We start from the raw sequence: 22,824 nt of genomic DNA, 5'->3' as shown, positions 1-22,824 counted from the left end.
ATGCGCGTTTTACTCATCTCTTGCCTGATGTTGCCGGTCCGCAGCCGGCCGGTGCGCGCCCTCTCTGCGGCCGACGCACTACCCGTTCCAGTCGGCCGTTCCAGGCAGTCGACATTTGCCCTGGTCAGCACACCCTTCAGCATTCCAGCTTCCCGGAATGACCGTTCCTTGTTGCGGCTGGAACAGATCGCGGAACAAGCTGAGGTCGTCACAATAGATGTGCAGCCAGCCTTTCCGATAATCCGCCGAGCCCGCTCACGGCCGGCTGGAAGCAGCGGACGCGGCCTCCCGAGAAATCGACGCGACCTCCCGAGAAATCTCCGAAGAAACTTCTCCGCCGCACCGAACCCTTCCCGCACACTTCACGTCTTCAAGTCCGCAGAAGCGCTTACGAAACTCGCCAATTCCTATCCAGGAGCCGAATTCATGAAGAGCAAGCTGACCGTGATGACCATTGCCGCCGTGGTCGCCGCCGGCACCGTCGCCGCCGCCGTCCCGGCCTCGGCCGCCACCGCCAAGGCCGCGCCGACCCGCTGCCACACCGCGGACCTGAAGGCCGGTTTCGCCCTGGGCGGTGACGCGGCGCCGGAGATGGGGCAGAGCGCGAAGCAGACGCAGGCCTTCATCTGGTTCACCAACAAGAGCAAGCGCACCTGCACCCTGTCCGGCTTCGCGGGCGTCGACATGACCGGCGCTCAGACGACCGACGGCACCTGGTCGTTGGCGCGTTCCTCCGAGAAGCCCGTGAAGATCGCCCTGGCACCGGGCGACACGACGGACTTCAGCATCACCCTGCTCCCGGTGGCCACGTCCACGCCGAAGAAGGAGAAGTTCGTTCCGTCGAAGTTCCTGGTGACCCCGCCGAACGAGACGACCCACTTCACCCTGAAGTGGCCGTTCGGCGGCCAGATCCTCAAGCAGGACGGCGCCACACACCCGGCCACCTTCCTCAACCCGGTAGGAAAGTAGGCACCGGCCGGCTGCTGACCGGATCCGGCGGGGCGATGCGGCTCGCCCCGCCGGACTCCGAGACACCGGCTTCGGATATGGATCAGTTCAGCGCGAGGAACGACCGGTACAGCTCCCGCAGGCGCGGGCACACGCCTCTTTCGGCCGTCAACTCGGCTGCAGAGAAGTCCATTTCTGGTTGGCTGAGCCGTTGCAGTCCCACAGCACCAACTGTGTGCCGTCGGTGGTCGAGGCAGCCGGGTCGTCCAGGCAGCGGCCGGACACGGGGTTGCGGTAACCACCGTTGTAGACCTGCCACTGCTGGTTGGTACCGCCGTTGCAGTCCCAGATCTCGATCTTCGTGCCGTTGGCGGTGCCGGCGCCGGTGGCGTCCAGGCACTTGCCCAGGGCGCGAAGCGTGCCGTCGGTGCGCGCCGACCAGATCTGGGCGTCGGTGCCGTTGCATCCCCAGATCTGCACGGCGGCGCCGTTCGCACTGCTGCCGGCGTTGACGTCCAGACACTTCCCCGCGACACCGGACTGCACCTGTTGGCCCACGCCGACCGGCGCCTTGAGCCAGCCCGCGCTGTCGGCGGCCTGGATGCCGGCGTTGAAGGCGTCAGCCATCTTGCTGAAGCCGTTGTCGTTGGGGTGCAGGGCGTCGGAGAGGTCCGCCGCCGTCAGGGCGCTCATGTCGACGAAGCGCACATGCTTGCCCGCCGCCTGCTTCGCCGACACCATCCCGGGGATCGTCGCGTTGAACGCCGGCCGGCTGGCCTCCTCGCCGGCACTGGTGGAAACGATCACCGATCCCACCAGCACGGTCGCGTCAGGAGCGGCATTGGTGATCCGGTCGATCAGCGCGCTCAGCCGGGCGGGAGCGGTCGGTACCTCGTAGTTCCCGTTCAGATCGTTCGTGCCGATTTCCAACGTGACGACGTTGGGCCGGTACCGGGCCAGGACCGAATCGGCGATCGAGTCGATCTGGTCGATACGCCACCCGGAGTGGCCCTCGTTGTCGGGGTCCGACATCGGACCGTTGCGCCCCGAGCCCACGAAGTCCAGAGCGTGGCCCTCGGCCGCGAGCTCGTTCCACAGATAGCCTCGGTAGCTGTTGCCCGACGGACTTCCGACGCCCCAGGTGATGGAGTCGCCCAGGGGCAGGACCCGCAGACTGGCGGGCGCCGCGGCGGCGGCCCGCGTCCCCGCGCTCCCGGCCGTTACCGTTGCCGAGGAAGCCGATCCGACACTCAGCGCCGTCATCAGCGCCGTTGTCAGTAATGCCGTGGTGATACAGACGGTGGATCTCTTCATGGTCAGTCCTGTTCGGTGGGGAGGGATCGCGACGGGAGGCGCCCGCCGCGCGATTCGTACGGAGGTTCACGCGGCAGGCAGCGCCCAGCGCTGGTTGGCGCCGCCGTCGCAGGTCCAGATGTCCAGTTGGGTGCCGTTGGTGGTGTCGAAGCCGGGGTCGTCCAGGCACTTACCGGATGCGGGGTTCACCAGTGTGCCGTTGGACGGCTGCCACTGCTGGTTGGCGCCGCCGTTGCAGGTCCACAACTCCACCAGGGTGCCGTTGGCCGTCCCTGCCCCTGTGACGTCGAGGCACAGACCGCTCGCCCGCAGCGTCCCGCCGGTGACGGTCCAGGTCTGCGCGGAGGAGCCGTTGCAGTCCCAGAGATCGACCTTGGCGCCGGCCGTGGTTGATGCACCGAAGTCGTCCAGGCACTTGCCGGCGTTCACGCCGGAGGTCACCGGGCCGGTCGGTGTCGGGGTGCCGCTGCCCGACCCGGGCAGTGCGGCGACCAGTGCGTCCTCGCCGGCGGCCGTGGTGCTGTACGAGACGGATTGCACGGGGCCTGCCCAGACCAGGCCGAACTGGCCGGAGCCGTCGGTGTCGTGGGCGATGATCGAGTTGGCCTGGGCCGTCAGGAAGCCGTCGTAGGCGGTGCTGCGGGCGGCGGTGGCGAACGCCCGCAGGTCGCGTATGAAGATGCCCTTGAAGGCGGGACCGTCGGCTCCGCAGTTCGGCTCGCAGGGCTCCGTCAGGATGCCGTTCTTGCTCAGCCGGGACGTTGCCGCGTCCGCGATGGACGTGCCCGTGGCGAGCAGGCCGGAGTTGCCTGTCGCCTTGTACAGTTCGGCCAGTCCGGACAGGATGACACCCTGGTTGTAGGTCCAGGTGGTGTCGTTGTTGTTCTGGCAGGCGCTGGTGAGCCCGTCGTTGACCAGGTGCGAGCTGTTGATCATTCCGCTGCCGTTGAACCAGTTCCACTCGGCGTTGGCCCATCCCAGGTAGGTGGTGTCTCCCGGAATACGGTTGTGCAGCCCTGCGGTCACCTGGAGGAACAGCTCGTTGGGGATGGCGTTCTTGTAACTCTTCGCCGTGCTCCAGTAGATGCCGCCGCCGCACGTGGAGTCCCAGTAGCCGTGCATGTATTCGGCGTCGGTCCTGGCCATCTGGAGGTAGGAGGCGTTGCCGGTGATGTCGTACGCCTGGATCCAGGCCAGCGCCCACCACCCCGTGTCGTCCAGGTAGTCGTTGGTGAAGTTGTGCGACTTGTTCTTGTTGAACGTCGTCTCGTACGTCGACTGGTACTGGGCGTCGCCGGTCCTCTGCTGGTAGGTCATGACGGTGCTCATCGCCACCGCCGAGGTCCACCAGCCGTTGCCGATGAGCCCGGTCCCCGCGTCGTACGACGTCATCAGGGCAGCGGCGCCGTTGGACGCCGGGGTGGTGGCAGCCGTGGAGGTACCGGTCACCCCCATCAGCAGTCCCAGCCCGAGGGCTGTGGTCGCGACGGCGGCCACCAGCCGCCGTAGCAACGGTCTGTGTTCATCCGTGCGTTTCATGCGCTCGGTACCGTCCATTTCTGGTTGTTTGCTCCGTTGCAGTCCCAGATTTCGAGTTGGGTTCCGTCGGTGGTGGTGGCGTTGGGTACGTCGAGGCAGCGGCCGGACTGGGGGTTGCGCAGCGCGCCGGTGGAGATGGTGTAGGTCCATTTCTGGTTGGTGCCGCCGTTGCAGTCCCAGAGTTCGACGAGGGTCCCGTTGGCGGATCCGCCGTTGCCGGTGACCTCGACGCATTTGCCCAGGATCTGCAGGGTTCCGTCGCCTGCCACGGTGACCTGCTGGGCGGGGGAGCTGTTGCAGCTCCAGATCTGGATCTTGCTGCCGTTCGTCGTCGAAGCGGCGTTGTCATCCAGGCACTTGCTGCCGTTGGCCGCGACCACGGGGCCGGTGTTGCCGGTCTGCCCCGGGGCTTGGGTACCGGTGGCGAGCAGTTCGACCTCGGCGAGCGCGGTCCTCGCGTCCCCGTTGTCTGCGGAGATCACCAGCCGGTAGGAGGAGTAGTCCCCCGGGTCGGCGATTTTGAACGGCCGGGTCTGGAGCCGGTTCGGGAACGACTCGTTCGTCCTGGTGTCGAGGGTCGTCCAGGTCGAGCCGCCGGTGGAGCCTTGGAGCGTCCAGCTCTTGGGGTCCTGTGCGGTGTTGGTGGCCGAGGTGAGGGTGTAGAAGGTGGGCTGCCGCTTCGAGCCGCCGCTGTAGTCGTAGGTGATCGTGGGCGTCGCACCGGCGAAGGTCACCCGGCTGCCGGAGGAGTCGTCGAACAGTCCCCCGACGTTGGTGCCGTCGGACGCCGCAGCGCTTCCGCGTCCCGCTCCTGTCGTGTCACCGAGCGGCTGCGGCGCCTGGCCGGCCGGGGTCAGGGAGTCCGGCAGGGTGTTGTCACCGGTGCCCCAGGTGGAGGGCTGCGCACCCATCGTGAAGTCCAGGGTGGCGCCGGCCCTGAGCTGCGTACCGGTCAGGTAGAGCTTGTTCCAGTCCTGCCCGTCGACCTTGAGTGACTGGACGTACACGTTGCTGCGGTTGTTGGCGGGGGCGTTGACGACGATGTCCTTGCCGTTGTCCTGGTGGACGGTGGCCTTGGTGAACAGCGGCGAGCCGATGACGTAGTTGTCGCTGCCGACCTGGAGCGGGTAGAAACCCAGCGCGCTGAAGATCTGCCAGGTCGAGGTGGCTCCGTTGTCCTCGTCGCCCGGGTAGCCCTGACCGATCGCGCTGCCGGTGAACAGTCGCTGCTGGATCTGGCGGACGGCGGCCTGGGTCTTCGCCGGGGCCCCCGCGTAGTCGTACGCGTAGGGGATGCCGAACGAGGGCTGGTTGCTCATGCCCAGCTGGCCCATGCGGACGTCCCTGGCCTCGGTCATCTCGTGGATGGTGCCGCCGTAGCCGCCGGCGTCACCTATGGCGGTCTCGGGGGTGGCGAAGAAGGTGTCGAGCTTGGTTTCGAGGCCCTTCTTGCCGCCGTACAGCGACGCCAGGCCGTTCGGGTCCTGCGGCACGGTGAAGGCGTAGTTGTACGCGTTGGTCTCGGTGTATTCGTTGCCCCACTGCTTCGGATCGAAGCCGCTGTCGGGCACGCGCCAGGCGCCGCCGGGCTGGCGGCCCTCGAAGAATCCGACGTTCTTGTTGAAGACGGTGGTGTAGTTCCGGGCCCGTCCCAGGAAGTACGCGGACTCGTCCTGGTACTTCTTACGGTCGGCGGCCGATGTGTTCGGGTCGGCCGCGAGCTTGGCGCCCATGGTGCCGATGCCGTAGTCGTTGATGTAGCCGTCCAGGGACCAGGAGATACTGCCCCCCTGGCCGGTGTTGGTGTATCCGGTGAACTCCGAGGTGTCCAGGCCCTTTCGGCCCACCCCTGCGGATGTCGGAACGACAGTGGCGTTCTTCACGGCCGCCTCGTAGGCCGCACGGGCGTCGAAGTTCGTGACGTTCTTGGCGTAGGCGTCGGCGAAGGCGACATCGGAGCTGGTGCCGGTCATCTGGTCGGCGTAGCCGGGCGAGGACCAACGGGAGGTCCACCCGCCGTCCTTGTACTGCTGCACGAAGCCGTCGGCCAGTTGACCCGCGGTGTTCGCCTCCAGCAAGGAGTACGCGGGCCACTCGGTGCGATAGGTGTCCCAGAAGCCGTTGTTGACATAGGTCTTGCCGCTGACGATCTTCGCGCCGGTCTGGGTGGGGGTGGTGCTGCCCGTGGCCGGTGAGAAGGGGCTGGCGTACTTGTAGACCGGACTCGTGGCCGTACCGGTGTTCTCGAAGCCCGAGTTCGGGTACAGATTCATCCGGTACAGGTTCGAGTACAGGGTGGTGAGCTGGTCGTCGGTGGCCCCCTGGACCTCCACCTTGCCGAGCTTCGTGTTCCACTGCCGCTCGGCGGAGTCCTTGACGGTGTCGAAGGACGTGCCGGACGGGATCTCCAGGGAGAGGTTCTTCTTCGCCTGGTCCAGGCTGATGAAGGAGGTGGCGATGCGCATCGTCACCGTCCTGTCGGACGAGGTGTCGAACTTGGCGTACCCGGTGACGTTGTCCCTGCCCTGACCGGACACCTTGGTCGCCGTGCCCGGGGTCCGGTCGAACTCGGCATGTACGTACATCCGGGTCGCGCCGGCACCGTTGCTGATCGCGGAATCGGAGTATCCGTCCACTGTGCCGTTGGAGTTGAGAGTGAGACCGCCGCTGTTGTTGAGGTTGTCGAAGAGCAGGTTGCCGCTGCTGCCGGTGAAGGTGAAGCGAAATGCGGCGGAGTGGTCGGCCGGGGCGATCTCGGCCTTGATGCCGTTCTTGAACGTGACGCCGTAGTAGTGCGGTTGGGCGATCTCGTCGGCGTGGGAGAAGGCCAGAGCACGGTTGCCGCGGTTCAGGTCGGGTGTGCCGGTGGCGGCCGACGGCATGACCTGGAACAGGTCGCGGTCCCCCATCCACGGGCTCGGTTCGTGGCTCACGCCGAGCGCCTGGAGGGTCGGCAGGTTGTCACCGTTGTTGTGCGCCGCGTAGTCGTACTCCCAGCTCGACGAGCCCGCGTCGGTGACCGGGGTGTAGAAGTTGAAGCCGTTCGGGACCCCCGTCAGCGGGAGGTTGTTGCCTCGGGAGAACGATCCTGAGGAGTTGGTGCCGCGCCGGGTGTCCACGTGCTGGGCGTAGCTGGACGAGGTGTTGGGCGTCGCCGCGCCGAGGGTGATGTCGTCGACCCAGCCTTTGAACTGGGTGGAGTTGGCCGTGCCCTGGGTGTCGTCGTAGCCGAGCAGGACACGGTCGATGGTCTTGCCCGCGGCCACCGGGCCGATGGCCGACGCGACGCGGTTCCACTGGTCGGCGTAGAGGATCTTGCCGGTGCCCTGTGCCTTCGGACTCAGGTTGACGCCGTTCTGGTCCAGCGGCGCCCCGGACAGCTCACTGAGGTACGTACCGTCCGTGAAGTGCAGGTCCACCGAGGCGTAGGTGCTCGGGTAGGCCAGGTCGCCGCGGCTCAGCTCGGGGAAGATCTCGTAGGACAGCTGGGTGTTCTGGCTGACCGGAATGTTCACGTTGTAGAGCTTGTTCCACGCCCACACGCCGCCGTTCTGGGTGTGGGTGCCGGAGTACTGCAGCGCCTTGGTCCCGGTGAAACCGACGTTGGGTTTGATGTCGGGGCCCGCCGCGGGGCCGGAGCCGACCGTGGTGGTCATGCCGGCGGACATCCCGGAGGTGCGCGGACTGCCCGACGCGTTGGTCTCCACCGTGCTGTTCCAGGTGGGCTGCGGCTGGCCGGACTCGAAGGAGGTGGTGAAGGCGGGGGCCTCGGCGGCCGAAGCGGCGGGCGCGGCAGAGGCCGCGGGCGCGAGCGTGAGCGCGTACGTCGGCACGGTCAGGGCGAATGCGACCGCCACGGTCAGCAGCGAGCGGGCCACCGTGTTGTTCGGTCTGCCGATTCTCACAAGGAACGCCTTTCTTGACGCCGTCGTCGAGAGGAAACGTGTGAGGTGCGATGCGGGCTGGGCGGCCGCGGGGTCACGGTGTCGCCCAGCGCTGGTTGGCGCCGCCGTTGCACGTCCAGATCTCCAGCCGGGTGCCGTTGGCGGTGTTGCCGCCCGGGACGTCGAGGCACTTGCCGGACGCCGGGTTGACCAGGGTGCCGTTGGTGACCTTCCACTGCTGGTTGGAGCCGCCGTTGCATGCCCACTCCTGGACGAGCGCCCCGTCCGCGGTGCTCGCGCCGTTGATGTCGAGGCAGTTGCCGTTGGCGCGCACTGTGCCGTCCGTCTGGCGCGTCCAGCTCTGTGCCGTGGTGTTGTTGCAGTCCCACAGCTGGACGGGCGTGCCGTTCGCCGTGGCGTTGGCGTTGAGGTCGAGGCACTTGTCGCTGTTCGCGCCCGACAGGATGGTGCCGGTGCTGGGCAGGGGCTGCGCTCCGGAGAGGGTGATGTCCACGGTGTGCGCGCCGGTCAGCGCGGCGGAGACGGCATGCGTCGAGGAAGCCGTGCCGTCGATCTTGAAGGAACTGATGACGTTGCCGGACCCGTGGAGCGCGATGTTCAGCGTCGCGCCCCGGTACCGGACGCCGTTCAGCGTGGCGTCGCCCCACCCGGCGGGCAGCGTCGGCCGGAAGTCGATGCCGGTGGTGCTGAACTTCATGCCGAACAGATCGTTGTCGATCATCCGCAGGTACGCCGTCGCCGACCAGGTCTGGTCGGGAGCGGCGGTCCAGTGGCCGCCGGTCTGCCAGCCGCCGTCCACCGCTCCGGTCTGCGCGTTGTAGATCTCGGCGAACTGCCCGCTGGAGTTGGCGAGTCCGGCCAGGGCCTGGACCTCGTTCGCGAACCGCGCCTGGTTGCCGGTCTGCGCGGCGGCATCGGCCCAGTACCCTTGCACCATCGGCCAGACGACCATGTTGTGCCGGCCGGGCTTGGCGTCGCTGTAGCGGGCGTAGTTCGGGTAGGTGTCCACGATGCCGTACGGCTGCACGTGCGCGTTGCGCATGATCGACTGCGCCTGGCCGGAGTCGGCGATACCGAAGAGCACGGCGAAGGACAGGCCGGTGCCTTCCTCCGTCCGGTCCAGCTGGCCGGACATGCCGTCGTCGCCGTGGACGAAGTAGCCGTACAGCCCCTTGTCGGGGATCCAGAAGTTCTGGTTGATCTTCGTCTTCAGCGTGTCGGCCGACGCGCCGAGGGCGCTCACCTCACCGGCGGGCCTGCCCAGGGCCGCGGCCATCTGGGCGGTACTGCGGTAGGCCGCGTAGTACACCGCGTTCGTGCTGAGCGTCATCATCGTCGCGGTCGCCGCGTAGTCGCCGACGTAACCACCGTGGCTTTCCGCGCTGTCGGCCGGCGGCGCCGGATAGCCCGCGATGCCGTCATTGAAGAAGGACGGCCCCTGGAACAGCCCGCGACTGCTGTTGAAGTTCTGACTCCTGCGCAGATTCAGGGTGTTGGTGGCCACCTGATAGGCATGGGTGAGGAAGGTCCGGTCACCGGTGACCAGGTAGTGGTTCCAGGCACCCGTCATCCACACGACCTGGTCCCACTGCTCGTTGTCCTGCTGGACGATCAGCTGCCCGTCGGACTGCTTGACCACAGCCGACCAGAGGGTGTTCGCTGCCTGCTTCGGCTCCAGCAGGCTCGCCGCGTTCCAGCTGTTCACCGCCGCGTCCCGGGTCCACGGCTGGTCGTAGCCGCCGCCCGCCCGGATGAACGTCTGCGGATCATCGGTCATCAGTCCGGAGGAGTTGTACACCGCCGGGTCGTAGCTGACGGTGTTGGTGTCGAGCAAATTGGCCAGCGCCTTGGTGTAGGGGGCTCCGAGCTTTGCCTGCGTCGCGGAGTCGGCGAAGGTCAGCGTCGGTCGGGCTGGGGCGCTCGCGGCGGCCGCCGGGCCCGCCGCCAGCCCCGTACCGGTGACGGTGGACACGGCCAGGGCCAACGCGCCCGCCCCGAGCAGCATGTGGAACCGCCGGCGCGGATGCGGGCGTGGCCCACGGACAGGTCTCGACATCGGGCACCTCTCTCAGTGACTGTGCGGTGGTGGGGCTGACGGGCGCGGGCGTGCGGATGGCAGCCCGGGCGGGCGCCGCGGTGCGCGTCCGCCCGGGCCGGCTCAGCCGTGGATCAAGTGGGCAGGTTCCATTTCTGGTTGGCTCCGCCGTTGCAGTCCCAGATGTCGAGTTGGGTGCCGTTGGTGGTGGTGAAGCCGGGCACATCGAGGCAGCGTCCGCTTGCGGGGTTGACGAGCGTGCCGTTGCTGACGGTCCACTGCTGGTTGGCGGCGCCGTTGCAGGTCCACAGATTCACGAGACTGCCGTTGACCGTGCCGTTGGCGACCACGTCCAGGCAGAGGCCGCCGCTGCGTACCGCGCCGTTGGCCACCGTCCATTGCTGGGCCGACGAGCCGTTGCAGTCCCAGAGGTCCACGACAGCGCCGGGGGTGGTCGAAGCCTGGTAGTCGTCAAGGCACTTGGCGCCGTTGAGGCCGGAGCTGACCGCGCCGGTCCCGGTGCCGCCGCCGCCGGAGCCCGGGGTCATGGACAGGTTGTCGAACTGGTCGGTGCGGTAGCCCTGGATGCCGAGGCCGGCCTGGCCGGTTTGGAACGACGAGTCGTTCACCGAACCGAACTGCTTTCCGTCGAGTTTGGCGCTGATCTCCGAGCCCTGGAACGTGAACGACAGGTTGTGCCACTGGCCGGTGCCCAACGCTGTCGTCGTACCCGTGGCCAGCGTGTGGTTGCTGCCGTCGGTGTACATCTTCTCGATCCACCACTGGCCGGTGTCCCGAATGCGCAGATAGTAGGCGTTCATGTGCGACTGCGGTCGCTGCTGGGTGTTGGCCCGGCCCAGCAGCTCGGTCGTCCCCGCGCTCCGCAGGTAGACGTCGGAGCTGACCGTGTAGTTGGACCAGGTGGGGTCGCCGATCAGCGAGTACGAGTCGGAGTCGTCCTGCCACTCGATGGGTTTGACCGGAGCCATCTGCTGCACGCACTTGCCCGACCGGCCGGTGCAGGGCTGGACCTCGAAGGAGCCCTGCATGTCGGAGAGGTACTTCGCCTCACCTCCTGTGACAACGTTGTCGAAGTTGTCGGAGTAAGGCAGTGCGAGCGCGTGGGCGGCAGGCGACGTGGCGGTGCCCTTGCCCTGGCCGGCGATGGTGCTGACGGTGTAGACGTAGCCCGGCTGCATCGTCAGCGAGTACGAGCCGTTGCTCGGTGTGATGTCCTGGGTGTGGATGAAGGACGAGCTGTTGCTCGGCGAGTTGACGTTGGTCGCCCACACGTGGACCGCTCCGGTGGACAGCCCGCCCTTGACCGAGAAGTTCACGGTCTGCGTCGAGGTCGACGTCGTGGTCTCCAGAACGGTGGAGTAGTCCGAGTTGTTGGCCGACTTCAGGGTGACGTACGTGCCGTTGGACTCCGATCCGCCGAGATAACCCGAAGCGGAGTCGATGAACTTCCAGCCGGGCTGGGTGAACTGGGTGACCTGGGCAGTGGCCCAGGTGCTGGCACCGATCTGGTAATTGCCCGACCACGGCGAGGCGGCAGTCGCCAGACCGACGGTGTTGTACGGCAGATTGGGGTAGATCGCGGCGATCAGTGGCCAGTTGAAGTAGCTGGTCATCCTGGCATCGATGTAGCCGCGGGTGATGGCCCGGATCAGCGCGGGGGCGCCGGTGTTCATGTCCTGCGAGCCGTTCTCGCTGTCCCACAGCGGCTTGCCGTTGTTCTTCGCCGCCGTGGTGCTGGAGCAGGTGTGGGCGTTACCCCCGTCCCCGCCCTCGCACGAGTAGTGCGCGCCGATGATGGACACGGCGTTGTTGAAGGCACTGTTGTTCGCCATGTCGTCGGCCACGTTCCAGCCGCTGTCGTCCGCGACCAGCTGGACGGCGCCGTAACCGTGCGAGTCGAGCGCGGAGCGGAGTTGGACGAACCAGTTGGCGTCGTGCCCACGCTCGTTCCAGCCGCCGAGATACTTGATGTTCAGGTTGTGGGTCTTGGCGCAGTCCAGCCAGGAGATCAGGTAGTTGACGGTGTCGGTCGACCAGAAGCCGCCGTTGATCCAGCCGGGCGCCGCCCACGCCAGTCCGTACAGACCAATGTTGGGGTTGCGCGCCTTGGCCTGCTCAGCCAGCCAGAACTCGTATCCGGCGTTGCAGTTGATCGTGCCCCTGCTGTGCTCGATCGACGGCTCGGAACCGTCGGTGGAGTTGGCGTCGCCGCCGATCTCCAGCTTGAGCAGCTGGAGGTTGGCGCCGTAGCCGGGCTTGAACATGTAGTCCAGGATCTGGGACTGCTGGTCGGCCGGATAGTCGGTCAGCAGCCGCGAGTTGCCGCCGCCGCCGCTGATCGCACCGATTCCGTCGAACGTCCGGCCGCTCTGGGCGCCGTCCACACTGATCGATGTCGTAGCCGCCTGAGCCGGAACCGCGCTCACCGCCAAGGCGGCCGCGAGGAGCGTCAGCACCCATAGAGGTGCAAGTCTTAACAATCTCCGCATCACTGACATCCTTTCACCGGGGGAATCGCGCACAGTGTGGAGTCGTGTTCGTTTCCGAGTCAACGCCCCTGACAAGGAAACAGAAACGACCATGACGGCCGGCGCGGGGCGGGGTCGCCGGTCGGCCGGTCCGTCGACCTCCGGCGGATCTGCCCGCACCCGTCGCCGACGCCGACCCGGAGATCATTCGCGGGAGCGGGGTGTGACAACGTTGTCGCGAGGGCGCGGTCCAGAGACTTCCGTGCAGCATTCATGGGGCCTCCCGGCAGACCGGTCACATACGGCAAGACGCACCGATGACGGAGGAGAGCGCTCTCAGAAGCTAGCCATCAGTCATGACCGCGTCAATGGCCCGGACACGACGGGATGAATCGGTGTTTGCGCTCCCACTGAGCTTCTCTCGGCACCTGCTCCGGTCCGCACGGTGCCTGGTGGAGACCCGGCATCGCTCGCCGCCCACATTCCCCATGTCCCGGTTGACCAGCGGTCGCGAGCCGAGCGGCCGGGCTGCCGACGGGATCCGCCGGAACCTGCGGCGCCGACGGCCGCCCGTCCTCCGTTCGTCAACTGCAGCCGAATCAAACGCTGTTGATTCTTTTGCGATTTCGGTCGGTTCCGTTGACAACCGTCGTGGGCCTGCCCTTTGCTTCTGGAGATTTACCCCCACCGGTCCGGTGACAGCCGTGGCTGTCCGTTCCTGGAGCCGCAACGATGAAACGATGGCGCCTGCCACTTGCCCTCTCCGTGATGCTGCTGGGGCTCGCCGCCCCGACCGCCGCTCACGCCGACACGCCCGTCACCGCCCCCGCCTCGCTCAGCGCGAGCGCCGCCGCGGCGGCGGATCCAGCATCTCTGGTCAATCCGCTGCTCGGCACGTCCAACGCCGGAAACACCTTCCCCGGCGCCGACACTCCGTTCGGCATGGTCTCGTGGAGCCCCGACACGTCCTCCCGTCCGCCCGGCGGTAACTACGCGTACTCTGACAACGTTGTCACCGGCTTCAGTCTCAACCATCTGTCCGGGCCGGGCTGTGGCGCCATGGGCGACATCCCCGTGCTGCCGACCACCGGCACCGTGGACGGCGCCGCCACCCAGACGTTCTCGCACAGCAGCGAGTCGGCCGACGCGGGAGCGTATGCGGTCACCCTGGGCAACGGTGTGAAGACGGAACTCACCACCACGGCCCGCTCCGGAATGGCGCGCTTCACGTTCCCTTCGACCACACAGGCCAATCTGCTGTTCAAACTGAACGCGGACAAGGCCACCAATCTGCACTTCACCAAGGTGAGCAGCACCGAGGTCAGCGGCTCGGTGGACGCCGGGCTGTTCTGCGCTTCAGCCCCGTCGTACACCGCGTACTTCGACATGGTCTTCGACCAGCCCATGACCGGCAACGGCAGCTTCAACGGCGGGAATTCGGTCACCTTCAACACCACCGGCAACAGGGTGGTCCAGGCCAAGGTCGGCCTGTCCTACGTCTCGATCGCCGGCGCCACCGCCAACCGAGCTGCGGAAAACGCCGGTTGGGACTTCAACGGAACCCGGACCGCCGCGCACAACGCGTGGAACAGCGTCCTGGGCAAGATCGCGATCAGCGGCGGCACGTCGGACCAGCAGAAGGTGTTCTACACCTCGCTGTACCACTCGCTGCTGCACCCCAACCTGCTCAGCGACAGCGACGGGAAGTACTGGGGCTTCGACCATCAGGTGCACACGGTGTCGGGCCGGCAGAAGGCTCAGTACGGCACCTACTCCGGTTGGGACATCTACCGCACCCAGGCGCAGTTGGAGGCACTGGTCGCGCCACAACAGGCAAGTGACAGCGCCCAGTCGCTGGTCAACGACTACGCGCAAGCCGGCTTCTTCCCCAAGTGGTCACTGAACTCGGCCGAGACCCAGGTCATGAACGGCGATCCGGGGCCGGCGATCGTGGCGGACTACTACGCCTTCGGGGCACGGGACTTCGACACCAGCGCCGCCAAGAACGCCATGGTGAAGCAGGGCACCACCAGCAATCCGATCCGGATGGGCCTGGACCTGCAGACGAAGTACGGATATCTGCCCTCGGACGGCAGCTATCCGAAGGACTTCTACGGCTCGGTGGCGACCCTGCTCGAATACAGCGCACAGGACTTCGCCACCTCCGCCTTCGCCGGCGCTCTCGGCGACACCACCACCCGGAGTCAGTTCGCCAACCGTGCCCAGGACTGGCGCAACGTCTTCAACACCTCCAGCGGATTCATGCAGCCCAAGCAGACGAACGGCTCCTGGACGTCGGGCTTCAATCCCACCAGCAGCGATCAGTTCGTCGAGGGCACGTCCTGGCAGTACACCGGGGCGGTGCCGCACAACATCCGCGGCCTGGCCGACGCCATGGGCGGCAACGCCAAGATGGCCACCTACCTCGACAGCGTGCTGTCCGACCTCGGCGGGTCGGGCGGCTCGCACGCCGACCTGGGCAATGAACCTTCGATCGAACTGCCTTGGGAATACGACTACATCGGGCAGCCGTGGAAGACCCAGCAGATCGTCCGCAAGGTCCAGGACCAACTGTGGCCGAACGACCCGGCCAACTGGAAGGTCGGCAACGACGACCTGGGCACCATGAGCGCCTGGTACGTCTGGTCCGCCATGGGTTTCTACCCCGAGACACCCGGTACGTCCGACCTGGCGCTGGGCAGTCCGCTGTTCACCAAGGTCAGCGTCACCCTGGGCAATGGCAAGACGATCACCGTCAACGCCCCCCAGGCCGCTGACAACGCGCCTTACGTCCAGAGCGCCACACTCAACGGCGCCAACTGGAACAACGCCTACCTGCCGGCGTCGTTCGCGACCGGTGGCGGCACCCTCGACCTCACTCTCGGCACCACCGCCAACACCAATTGGGCCACTGCGGCCTCCTCCGCACCCCCCTCGTACAACGGCGACGGCGGCGCCAAGCCCCCCGGGCCGCCGGCGGGCCGTACCGGTCCGGTGACGTCGGCGAACGGCGGCAAGTGCCTGGATGACAACGCCGCTTCGACGACGAACGGCAGCAAGATCCAGATCTGGAGCTGCAACAGCTCCCCCGCCCAGCAGGTCACCGTGGCAGGCGACGGCACCCTGCAGATCCTCGGCAAATGCGTCGAGGTCACCGGCAACGGCGGATCCGCCAACGGCACCCTCGTCGAACTCTGGGACTGCAACGGCGGCACCAACCAGAAATGGACCTACACCACCTCCACCGGCGCCCTGCGCAACCCCCAGTCCGGCCGCTGCCTCGACGTACCCAACGCCACCACCACCGACGGAACCCAACTCGAAATCTGGGACTGCAACGGAGCAAACAACCAGAAATGGAGCCTACCCTCCTGAATCCGGGCGCCCCAACAGCTACGGCGCGGAACTCAGGGGCGGGACTTGCCAGAACATCGTCGGAGGCTGAAGGAGAGGCGATGGCTCGGGGCCGGGGTCTTCGGTGGTGATGACTCCGGCGCCCGCGTGGTCGAAGCCGCTCGGCCAGCGGGTGTGCTCGCTGGCAAGAGCGTCGGTCAACCGTACCCGGAGAAGATCGGCCGTAGTCAGGTCGGTGCCGCGCAGGTCGGCCATGCGGAGATCGGCGTTGCGGAAGACCGCGCCCCGGGCGTCTGCCTTACGAAGGTTGGCCTCGCGCAGGTTGGTCTCGGTGAAGTCGGTGTCGCGCAGGTCCGCACTGACCAGTTTCGCGCCGCGCAGGTCGGCCAGAACGCAGCGGGCCCGGCGGAGGATCGCCGTCGTGAAGTTGGCATGCCGCAGGTTGGCCGAGACCAGGGACGACTGCGTCAAATTGGCGTGGTAGAGGCCCGCTGCCTCCAGGCAGGAGCGGTCAAAGTTGATCTCGGGCAGCCACAGCCCGTCGCAGTCGGCCCGCCGAAGGTCGGTGGAGCTGAGGTTGAGCCAGGGATTGTCGCGGGGATGCTGGCACAGCACGCCGAGAGCAGTCAGCGCCACCTGGGCGTCCGCGGCACGGGTCTCCAACGGCGCGACATCGTTGATGGACACGTTCGCCGCTGATCCCGGTCCCGTGGACGTCCAGGGCAAGTGCGTGCGCAGGTAAGCGGCCTGGATCGAGAGTACGGCGTCGCGGTCCCGGGCGGACTGCTCCCCGATCTGCCACAGCGCGTGCAGGCCGCCGATGCGCACATCCGGCTTGTCGCTGCCGAGTTGGTCGACCGCCCGGCTGAACCGGTCGGTGACGTAACCCAGTTGAGCGGCGCGCAGTCCCTCCTGACTGACCCGCAACTGCCGCCAGGTGGCGTACGCGCCGAAGAGTACGACCAGGCCACCGACGACCTGCAACAGCGTGGTACGCACGTCGTTGACCGCGCTCAGGCGATCCTGCGGCGCCACTGCCGCCCCGGCGAGATCGTGGTCGACCACCACGCCCGGCACGACGACGAACAGCGCACCCAAAGCGACCAGTCCTGCGATCCCGATCAGCGAGGCCAGGGCTGCACGATGCGCGGCCGGCCGACCGCGCCACCCCCGCCGGCCCCCGTCGGAGCTTCCCGTCCCCATGGACAAACGAGCCTAGGGGCCGCTCCGCTTCCGAACAACACCTTTGATCGAACAGCCTCAGCTCTACCGCACGACCATGTTCGATACACACTCGACCGGTCATGTGCGGTAGAGCTCGGTAAGAAGCTCAAGTACGGCGCGGGTGGCCGGGTGGGGGTCGTCGCGCCACCACACCAGTCGTACGGCGATCGGTTCGGCGTCGCGCACCGGCAGGTAGACGATGCCGGGCCTCGGATATTGGTCGACGACGGACTGCGCGGTAACCCCTACGCAGCGGCCGGTGGCGATGACCGTGAGCCAGTCGTCAATGTCGCGGCTCTCCTGTGTCGCGGGGCGCGCGTCCGCGGGCCACAATTCCGCGTTGGTCGACCCGGTGCGCTGGTCGACGAGCAGGACGCGGCTGCTGAGATCAGCCAGCCGCACCGAGCGGCGCCGCGCCAGGGGGTCGGATGCGGCCATCGCGCACCAGCGTGTTTCCAGACCCACGATGGCGCCCTCGAAGCGGCGGTCCTCCAGCGGCCTGCGCATCACCGCGAGGTCCGCGGTGCCCTCGGCCAGGCCGGCGCTCGGGGAGTTGATGCGCAGCAGGTGCAGTTGCGTTTCCGGGTGCGATTCCCGCCACCGGTGTTGAAAGGCGGGTGTGAGTCGGCCGAGTGCCGACCAGGGGTGGCCGACACGCAGTTCGACGTGGCCCGATGTCGCCACCTGCACCAGGTGGTCGACCTCGGTCAGCACGCGCCGGGCGTGTGCCACCACGCGGAGTCCGATCGCGGTCGGCGAGGTTTCGCGGGACGTACGTCGCAGCAGCCGTACGCCGAGGCGCTTCTCGAGCGCCGCGAGTGTGCGGGAGACCGCAGCCTGTGAGACGCCCAGAGCGATCGCGGCGTCGGTGAACGTGCCCTCGTCCACGATCGCGATGAGGCAGCGCAACTGACGCAGCTCGACATCCATAACCGAATCGTATAGTCGGCGGGCTCCATGCATTTTGCGCATGGTCCGGCGCGGCACAGGATCGATGCATGCAAGCAGCCCCCACTCGCCCAGCAGGCCGCGCCGTCCTGCCCACGAAACGCGGCTCCGTACCCATCGCCGGGGTCTGCACGATGCTCGCCAGCGGCCTTTCGACCCAGCTCGGCGCCGCGATCGGGTCGCTGGCCTTCCCGGTGCTCGGCCCTGTCGGCGTCGTCGCCGTCCGCCAGTACGTCGCGGCGGCGGTGCTGCTCGTCCTCGGTCGGCCCCGCCTTCGGTCCTTCACACGGCGCCAGTGGGGGCTGGTGCTGCTGCTCGCGGCCGACTTCGGTGTGACGAACCTGTCGCTCTACACCGCGATCGACCGGGTCGGTCTCGGCCTGGCGGTGACCCTGGAGTTCCTCGGCCCCCTCACGATCGCACTGGCCGGCTCCCGCAGACGCGTGGACCTGGGCTGCGCCCTACTCGCCGTGGCGGGAGTCGTCGCGCTGATGCGCCCGCGCCCCACCGCCGATTACCTCGGCATGGGGCTCGGTCTGCTCGCCGCCGCCGGCTGGGCCGGTTACATCCTTCTCAACCGTTCCATCGGGCAGCGCATCCCCGGGGCACAGGGCACGGCCGCCGCAGCGGTGCTGTCCGCCTTGGTCTTCCTGCCCGTCGGAGCCGGCGTCGCGGTACACCACACGCCGTCCGCCGAGGCGCTCGGTGCGGCTGTCGCGGCCGGCGTCCTGTCCTCCGCTGTGCCGTTCCTCGCGGACCTGTTCACGCTGCGCCGCGTTCCCGCAGCGGCGTTCGGGTTGTTCATGAGCGTCAACCCGGTGCTCGCCGCGGCCGTTGGTGCGTTCGCTCTGGGACAGAAGCTCGACGTGGCGGCCTGGTTGAGCATCGCGGCGATCATCGCGGCCAACGCCATCAGTATCCTCGCGCAGCCGAGGCACGCTTGAGGCCGCGACGGTGCTTGACGTACACCGAAAGCAGCGCCCGTATCAAGATCACTCCATTCCCGCGAAGGAGCCTTCCATGCCCGGTTTCACGCTGACCGATCACCTCTTCTCCGTCCCTCTCGACCATGACCGTCCGGACGGCGAGCACATCGAGATCTACGCTCGCGAGGTCGTGGCCACCGGCCGCGAGCGCGAGCAACTTCCCTGGCTGCTGTTTCTGCAAGGCGGCCCCGGTATGCGGCCGCCGCGGCCGGTCGGCCGGGACTCCTGGCTGGACCGCGCACTCGACGACTACCGCGTCCTCCTGCTCGACCAGCGCGGTACGGGCCGTTCCAGTCCGATCACCCGTCAAACGCTCCCGGCCCGTGGCGAGCCCGCCGCGCAGGCCGACTACCTCACCCATTTCCGCGCCGACGCGATTGTCCGCGACGCCGAACTGATCAGGCGCGAGCTGAGCGACGAACCGTGGTCGTTGCTCGGCCAGAGCTTCGGCGGCATGTGCACCGTCACCTACCTCTCGTTCGCGCCCGAGGGCCTGCGCGAGGCGATCATCACCGGCGGTCTGCCCGCTTTGCGCGTCACCGCGGACGAGGTCTACCGCGCCGCCTATCCGCGCGTGCACCGCAAGAACACCGCGTACTACCGCCGGTACCCGCAGGACGCTGCCCCGGTCCGCCGCATCGCCGCTCACCTGATCGAGCGCCCGGCCCCCATGCCGGACGGATCCTTGCTCACCGTCGAGGCCTTCCAGTCGCTCGGGCTGATGCTCGGCATGAGCGACGGCGCGGACGTGCTGCACTACCTTCTCGAAGACGCCTGGGCCGGAGCGGAGCTGTCCGACGGCTTCCTCGACCGCGCCGCGGCTTTCCTCAGCTACGCCCAACTGCCGCTGAACCCGCTCATGCATGAACTCTCCTACGCCCAGCGCGGCACCGGCGCGACGAACTGGGCGGCTCACCGGGTGCGCGGCGAGTTCCCCCAGTTCGACGCGGGCAGAGCGTTGGCCGGGGACGACCCGATGCTGTTCACCGGCGAGATGACCTACCCGGCCCACTTCGACCAGCCCTGTCTCGCGCCCCTGCGCGAGGCGGCCGAAACACTGTTCGCCCGCGCGGACTGGCCCGACCTCTACGATCCCCGGCGCCTGGCCGCGAACGACGTCCCCGTGGCCGCCGCCGTCTACCTCGACGACATGTACGTCGATGCCGCGTACTCGCTGCAGACCGCCGAGACCATCAGGGGCCTGCGGCTGTGGGCGACCAACGAGTACGAGCACGACGGGCTTCGCGCCAGCGGCGGACGCGTCCTCGACCACCTGCTGCGCATGCTGCACGGCCGGAGCGGCCACCCTTGAGATCCAAAGCTCCGGTCCGAGCGTCTCAACGGGCCGTATTCACACGACTCGTAAGGCTGCCTCACCCCTCACTGTCAGCGGGGGCCGGGCCAGGTCCAGTCGCGGATTTCGGGCAGGTCCTGGCCGTGCAGGCCGATGTAGCGGCTGTGTTCGACGAGCTTGTCGCGCATGGTCTGCTTGAGGTAGTCGCCTCGGGGACCCAATTGCTCCACCCGGTCGATGACATCCATCACCAGGTGGAAGCGGTCCAGTCGGTTCTGTACCCGCATGTCGAACGGCGTGGTGATGGTGCCTTCCTCGTTGTAGCCGCGGACGTGCAGATTGCGATTGGTCCGGGCGTAGGTCAGGCGGTGGATCAGCCAGGGATAGCCGTGGAATGCGAAGATGATGTGCTTGTCGGTCGTGAACAGTGAGTCGTAGTCCGCGTCGCTCAACCCGTGCGGGTGCTCGGTGTCGGGCTCCAGCTTCATCAGGTCCACGACGTTGACCACGCGGACCTTCAGGTCGGGCAGGTGCTCGCGCAGAATCGACACCGCAGCCAGCACCTCCAGGGTGGGAGTGTCGCCGCAGCAGGCCAGCACCACGTCCGGTTCGCTGTCCTGGTCGTTGCCTGCCCACTGCCAGATCCCGGCACCTTCGGTGCAGTGGACGACCGCGTCCTCCATCGACAGCCACTGCGGCATGTCGCGTTTACCGGCCACTACGACATTGACGTAATTCCGGCTGCGCAGGCAGTGGTCGACCACGGACAGCAGGCAGTTGGCGTCCGGCGGCAGGTAGACCCGGACCACGTCGGCTTTCTTGTTGACGACGTGGTCCAGGAAACCGGGGTCCTGGTGGGTGAAGCCGTTGTGATCCTGCTGCCAGACGTGCGAGGTGAGCAGGTAATTGAGGGAGGCGATGTCGCGCCGCCAGGGAAGCTGCTTGGTGACCTTCAGCCACTTCGCGTGCTGGTTGAACATCGAGTCGATGATGTGGACGAACGCCTCGTAGCAGTTGAACAGGCCGTGTCGCCCGGTCAGCAGATAGCCCTCCAGCCAGCCCTCGCACTGGTGCTCGCTGAGCATCGAGTCCAGGACCCGTCCAGAAGGTGCCAGGAACTCGTCGTTCGGCTCCACCCCTGCGTTCCACTGACGGCCGGTGACCTCGAAGACCGCGCCCAGGAAGTTGGACAGCGTCTCGTCGGGACCGAAGATCCGGAAGTTGTGCCGGTCCTCGTTGAGTGTGATCACATCCCGGAGGAACTTCCCCAGCACCAGGGTGTCCTGCCGGTCGACGGCACCCGGAGTGGGTACGTCCACCGCGTGCCGGCGGAAGTCCGGCATCCGTAGATCCCTCAGCAGCAGCCCGCCGTTGGTGTGCGGATTGACGCCCATCCGCCGCTCCCCCTCGGGCGCGAGCAATGCGAGGTCGGGCATCAGACGGCCGTCCGCGTCGAACAGTTCCTCGGGCCGGTAGCTGCGCATCCAGCTCTCCAACTGCCGCACATGCTCAGGGTGCGCGGCGTCCACCAGCAGCGGCACCTGGTGCGATCGGAAGGTGCCCTCGACCGGCAATCCGTCGACCACCGCCGGGCCGGTCCAGCCCTTCGGCGACCGCAGCACGATCATCGGCCAGCGCGGACGGGTGGTGTCTCCGGTGGAGCGGGCATGCAACTGGATGTCCTTGATCCGCTCGACAGCCAGATCCATGGTTTCCGCCATGAGCCGGTGCATTGCTTCAGGCTCGGAGCCGGACACCACGTACGGTTCCCAGCCGCAGCCCCGGATGAACTGCTCCAGTTCTTCGTCCTCGATACGGGCCAGCACCGTCGGGTTGCTGATCTTGTAGCCATTCAGATGCAGGATGGGCAGAACAGCCCCGTCACTGACCGGGTCGAGGAACTTGGTGGATTGCCACGCGGTGGCCAACGGACCGGTCTCGGCCTCGCCGTCGCCCACCACGCAGGCCACCACCAGCTCCGGGTTGTCAAAGGCGGCGCCGAACGCGTGACTGAGGGAGTAGCCCAGCTCACCGCCCTCGTGGATCGACCCCGGGGTGGTGGGCGCGACGTGGCTGGAAATTCCGCCTGGGAAGGAGAACTGGGTGAACAGTTTTTTCAGCCCTGCCTCATCCTGGCTGATATCCGGGTAAATCTCGCTGTAGGAACCCTCAAGATAGGTGTTGCCCACCAATGCGGGTCCGCCGTGACCGGGACCGGCGATGTAAAACATGTCGAGGTCGTATTTCTTGATGATCCTGTTCAGGTGCACGTACACGAAATTCTGCCCCGGTGTTGTCCCCCAGTGCCCGACGATGAGCGGCTTGACGTCCGAAAGTTCCAGGGGGCGCCTCAGCAGCGGATTGTCGTAGAGATAGAGCTGCCCCACGGAGAGGTAGTTCGCAGCCCGCCAGTACCCGTCCATGGCGTGCAGAAGATCCAGGGACAACGTGTCAGCGGCTCGGGTCTGCATGGCCATGGTCGGGCTCCTTCGCGATCGGGCGTGGTCAGGGAAATTCCTGTGCTCCGCAGGGGCCGGGCGAAACCAGCGAGCCATAATTGCTCGAAATAACCGAGCAACTAAATGAAAGCGTCACGTGCGAGTGAACGCTCGCTTCGGTCGCATGTCAACGCGCGGGCAAAACTGCCTGCGGGGTCCGTTCGGGCCGCGGGCCGAAGGGCCGGGGCCCGGCCATCAAAGTGCCGTAATCAAGTCTGAACTGACACGGCTGCCATGGACTCCTGGAGCGGCACCGTGCAGCATCTACCGCACAGCGACAGCCCATGAGG

The 22,824-nt window shown here is 67.2% G+C and carries 12 protein-coding genes; 4 read left to right on the top strand and 8 right to left on the bottom strand.

Annotated features, from left to right (window positions below; translation table 11 throughout):
* The first annotated feature begins 426 nt into the window (after positions 1 to 426).
* Positions 427 to 969: a DUF4232 domain-containing protein gene (locus tag HY68_RS27970; protein ID WP_041993932.1), complete on the top strand. Its 543-nt coding sequence runs from the start codon at positions 427 to 429 to the stop codon at positions 967 to 969.
* A gap of 147 nt (positions 970 to 1,116) precedes the next feature.
* On the opposite strand, the gene HY68_RS27965 is transcribed toward HY68_RS27970, so the two are convergent.
* From HY68_RS27965 to HY68_RS27945, 5 genes are all read right to left on the bottom strand, one after another.
* A complete protein-coding gene (locus HY68_RS27965; protein ID WP_041993929.1) occupies positions 1,117 to 2,262 on the bottom strand; it encodes an SGNH/GDSL hydrolase family protein in 1,146 nt (381 codons plus the stop codon).
* Positions 2,263 to 2,328: 66 nt separating this feature from the next.
* Positions 2,329 to 3,801 carry a glycoside hydrolase family 76 protein gene (locus HY68_RS45580; RefSeq protein WP_078864009.1) on the bottom strand — a complete coding sequence of 491 codons (1,473 nt, stop codon included), beginning with the start codon at positions 3,799 to 3,801 and terminating at the stop codon, positions 2,329 to 2,331.
* Entirely contained in the window at positions 3,798 to 7,706 is a 3,909-nt protein-coding gene (locus tag HY68_RS27955; RefSeq protein ID WP_157874413.1) for a GH92 family glycosyl hydrolase, read from the bottom strand. Before HY68_RS27955 ends, HY68_RS45580 begins: the two co-directional genes overlap by 4 nt.
* A gap of 73 nt (positions 7,707 to 7,779) precedes the next feature.
* Complete coding sequence (locus tag HY68_RS42970; RefSeq protein ID WP_078863825.1) at positions 7,780 to 9,762, bottom strand: ricin-type beta-trefoil lectin domain protein; 1,983 nt, start codon at positions 9,760 to 9,762, stop codon at positions 7,780 to 7,782.
* A 113-nt stretch (positions 9,763 to 9,875) separates the two neighbouring features.
* Positions 9,876 to 12,251, bottom strand: a complete 2,376-nt coding sequence (locus HY68_RS27945; RefSeq protein WP_241778701.1) for a ricin-type beta-trefoil lectin domain protein — start codon at positions 12,249 to 12,251, stop codon at positions 9,876 to 9,878.
* Positions 12,252 to 12,962: 711 nt separating this feature from the next.
* On the opposite strand from HY68_RS27945, the gene HY68_RS27940 reads away from it, so the two are divergent.
* Positions 12,963 to 15,605, top strand: coding sequence for a lectin (locus HY68_RS27940; protein ID WP_063779681.1), 2,643 nt, complete (start codon positions 12,963 to 12,965; stop codon positions 15,603 to 15,605).
* An 18-nt stretch (positions 15,606 to 15,623) separates the two neighbouring features.
* On the opposite strand, the gene HY68_RS27935 is transcribed toward HY68_RS27940, so the two are convergent.
* The gene (locus HY68_RS27935) at positions 15,624 to 16,682 is read right to left on the bottom strand and encodes a pentapeptide repeat-containing protein (RefSeq protein ID WP_241778700.1); all 1,059 of its coding nucleotides are present in this window, start codon (positions 16,680 to 16,682) and stop codon (positions 15,624 to 15,626) included.
* Between the two features lie 204 nt (positions 16,683 to 16,886).
* Complete coding sequence (locus HY68_RS27930) at positions 16,887 to 17,738, bottom strand: LysR family transcriptional regulator (protein ID WP_041993921.1); 852 nt, start codon at positions 17,736 to 17,738, stop codon at positions 16,887 to 16,889.
* A 68-nt stretch (positions 17,739 to 17,806) separates the two neighbouring features.
* On the opposite strand from HY68_RS27930, the gene HY68_RS27925 reads away from it, so the two are divergent.
* Positions 17,807 to 18,700, top strand: coding sequence for an EamA family transporter (locus tag HY68_RS27925; RefSeq protein WP_078863823.1), 894 nt, complete (start codon positions 17,807 to 17,809; stop codon positions 18,698 to 18,700).
* A gap of 76 nt (positions 18,701 to 18,776) precedes the next feature.
* Complete coding sequence (locus HY68_RS27920; protein ID WP_041993916.1) at positions 18,777 to 20,054, top strand: alpha/beta fold hydrolase; 1,278 nt, start codon at positions 18,777 to 18,779, stop codon at positions 20,052 to 20,054.
* A 74-nt stretch (positions 20,055 to 20,128) separates the two neighbouring features.
* On the opposite strand, the gene HY68_RS27915 is transcribed toward HY68_RS27920, so the two are convergent.
* Positions 20,129 to 22,513, bottom strand: coding sequence for a phosphoketolase family protein (locus HY68_RS27915; protein WP_041993913.1), 2,385 nt, complete (start codon positions 22,511 to 22,513; stop codon positions 20,129 to 20,131).
* Between the last annotated feature and the right edge of the window lie 311 nt (positions 22,514 to 22,824).

Source organism: Streptomyces sp. AcH 505, assembly GCF_000818175.1.
Lineage (GTDB): Bacteria > Actinomycetota > Actinomycetes > Streptomycetales > Streptomycetaceae > Streptomyces.
Note: the sequence above shows the minus strand (reverse complement) of the source record. Positions and strands in the feature narration are given on the sequence as shown.

What these genes read in the sequence shown, in the direction of transcription:
- HY68_RS27930 (WP_041993921.1), bottom strand. Translation starts at nt 17,738, where the DNA reads ATGGATGTCGAGCTGCGTCAGTTGCGCTGCCTCATCGCGATCGTGGAC.
- HY68_RS27940 (WP_063779681.1), top strand. Translation starts at nt 12,963, where the DNA reads ATGAAACGATGGCGCCTGCCACTTGCCCTCTCCGTGATGCTGCTGGGG.
- HY68_RS42970 (WP_078863825.1), bottom strand. Translation starts at nt 9,762, where the DNA reads ATGTCGAGACCTGTCCGTGGGCCACGCCCGCATCCGCGCCGGCGGTTC.
- HY68_RS27945 (WP_241778701.1), bottom strand. Translation starts at nt 12,251, where the DNA reads ATGCGGAGATTGTTAAGACTTGCACCTCTATGGGTGCTGACGCTCCTC.
- HY68_RS27965 (WP_041993929.1), bottom strand. Translation starts at nt 2,262, where the DNA reads ATGAAGAGATCCACCGTCTGTATCACCACGGCATTACTGACAACGGCG.
- HY68_RS27915 (WP_041993913.1), bottom strand. Translation starts at nt 22,513, where the DNA reads ATGGCCATGCAGACCCGAGCCGCTGACACGTTGTCCCTGGATCTTCTG.
- HY68_RS27970 (WP_041993932.1), top strand. Translation starts at nt 427, where the DNA reads ATGAAGAGCAAGCTGACCGTGATGACCATTGCCGCCGTGGTCGCCGCC.
- HY68_RS27925 (WP_078863823.1), top strand. Translation starts at nt 17,807, where the DNA reads ATGCAAGCAGCCCCCACTCGCCCAGCAGGCCGCGCCGTCCTGCCCACG.
- HY68_RS45580 (WP_078864009.1), bottom strand. Translation starts at nt 3,801, where the DNA reads ATGAAACGCACGGATGAACACAGACCGTTGCTACGGCGGCTGGTGGCC.
- HY68_RS27920 (WP_041993916.1), top strand. Translation starts at nt 18,777, where the DNA reads ATGCCCGGTTTCACGCTGACCGATCACCTCTTCTCCGTCCCTCTCGAC.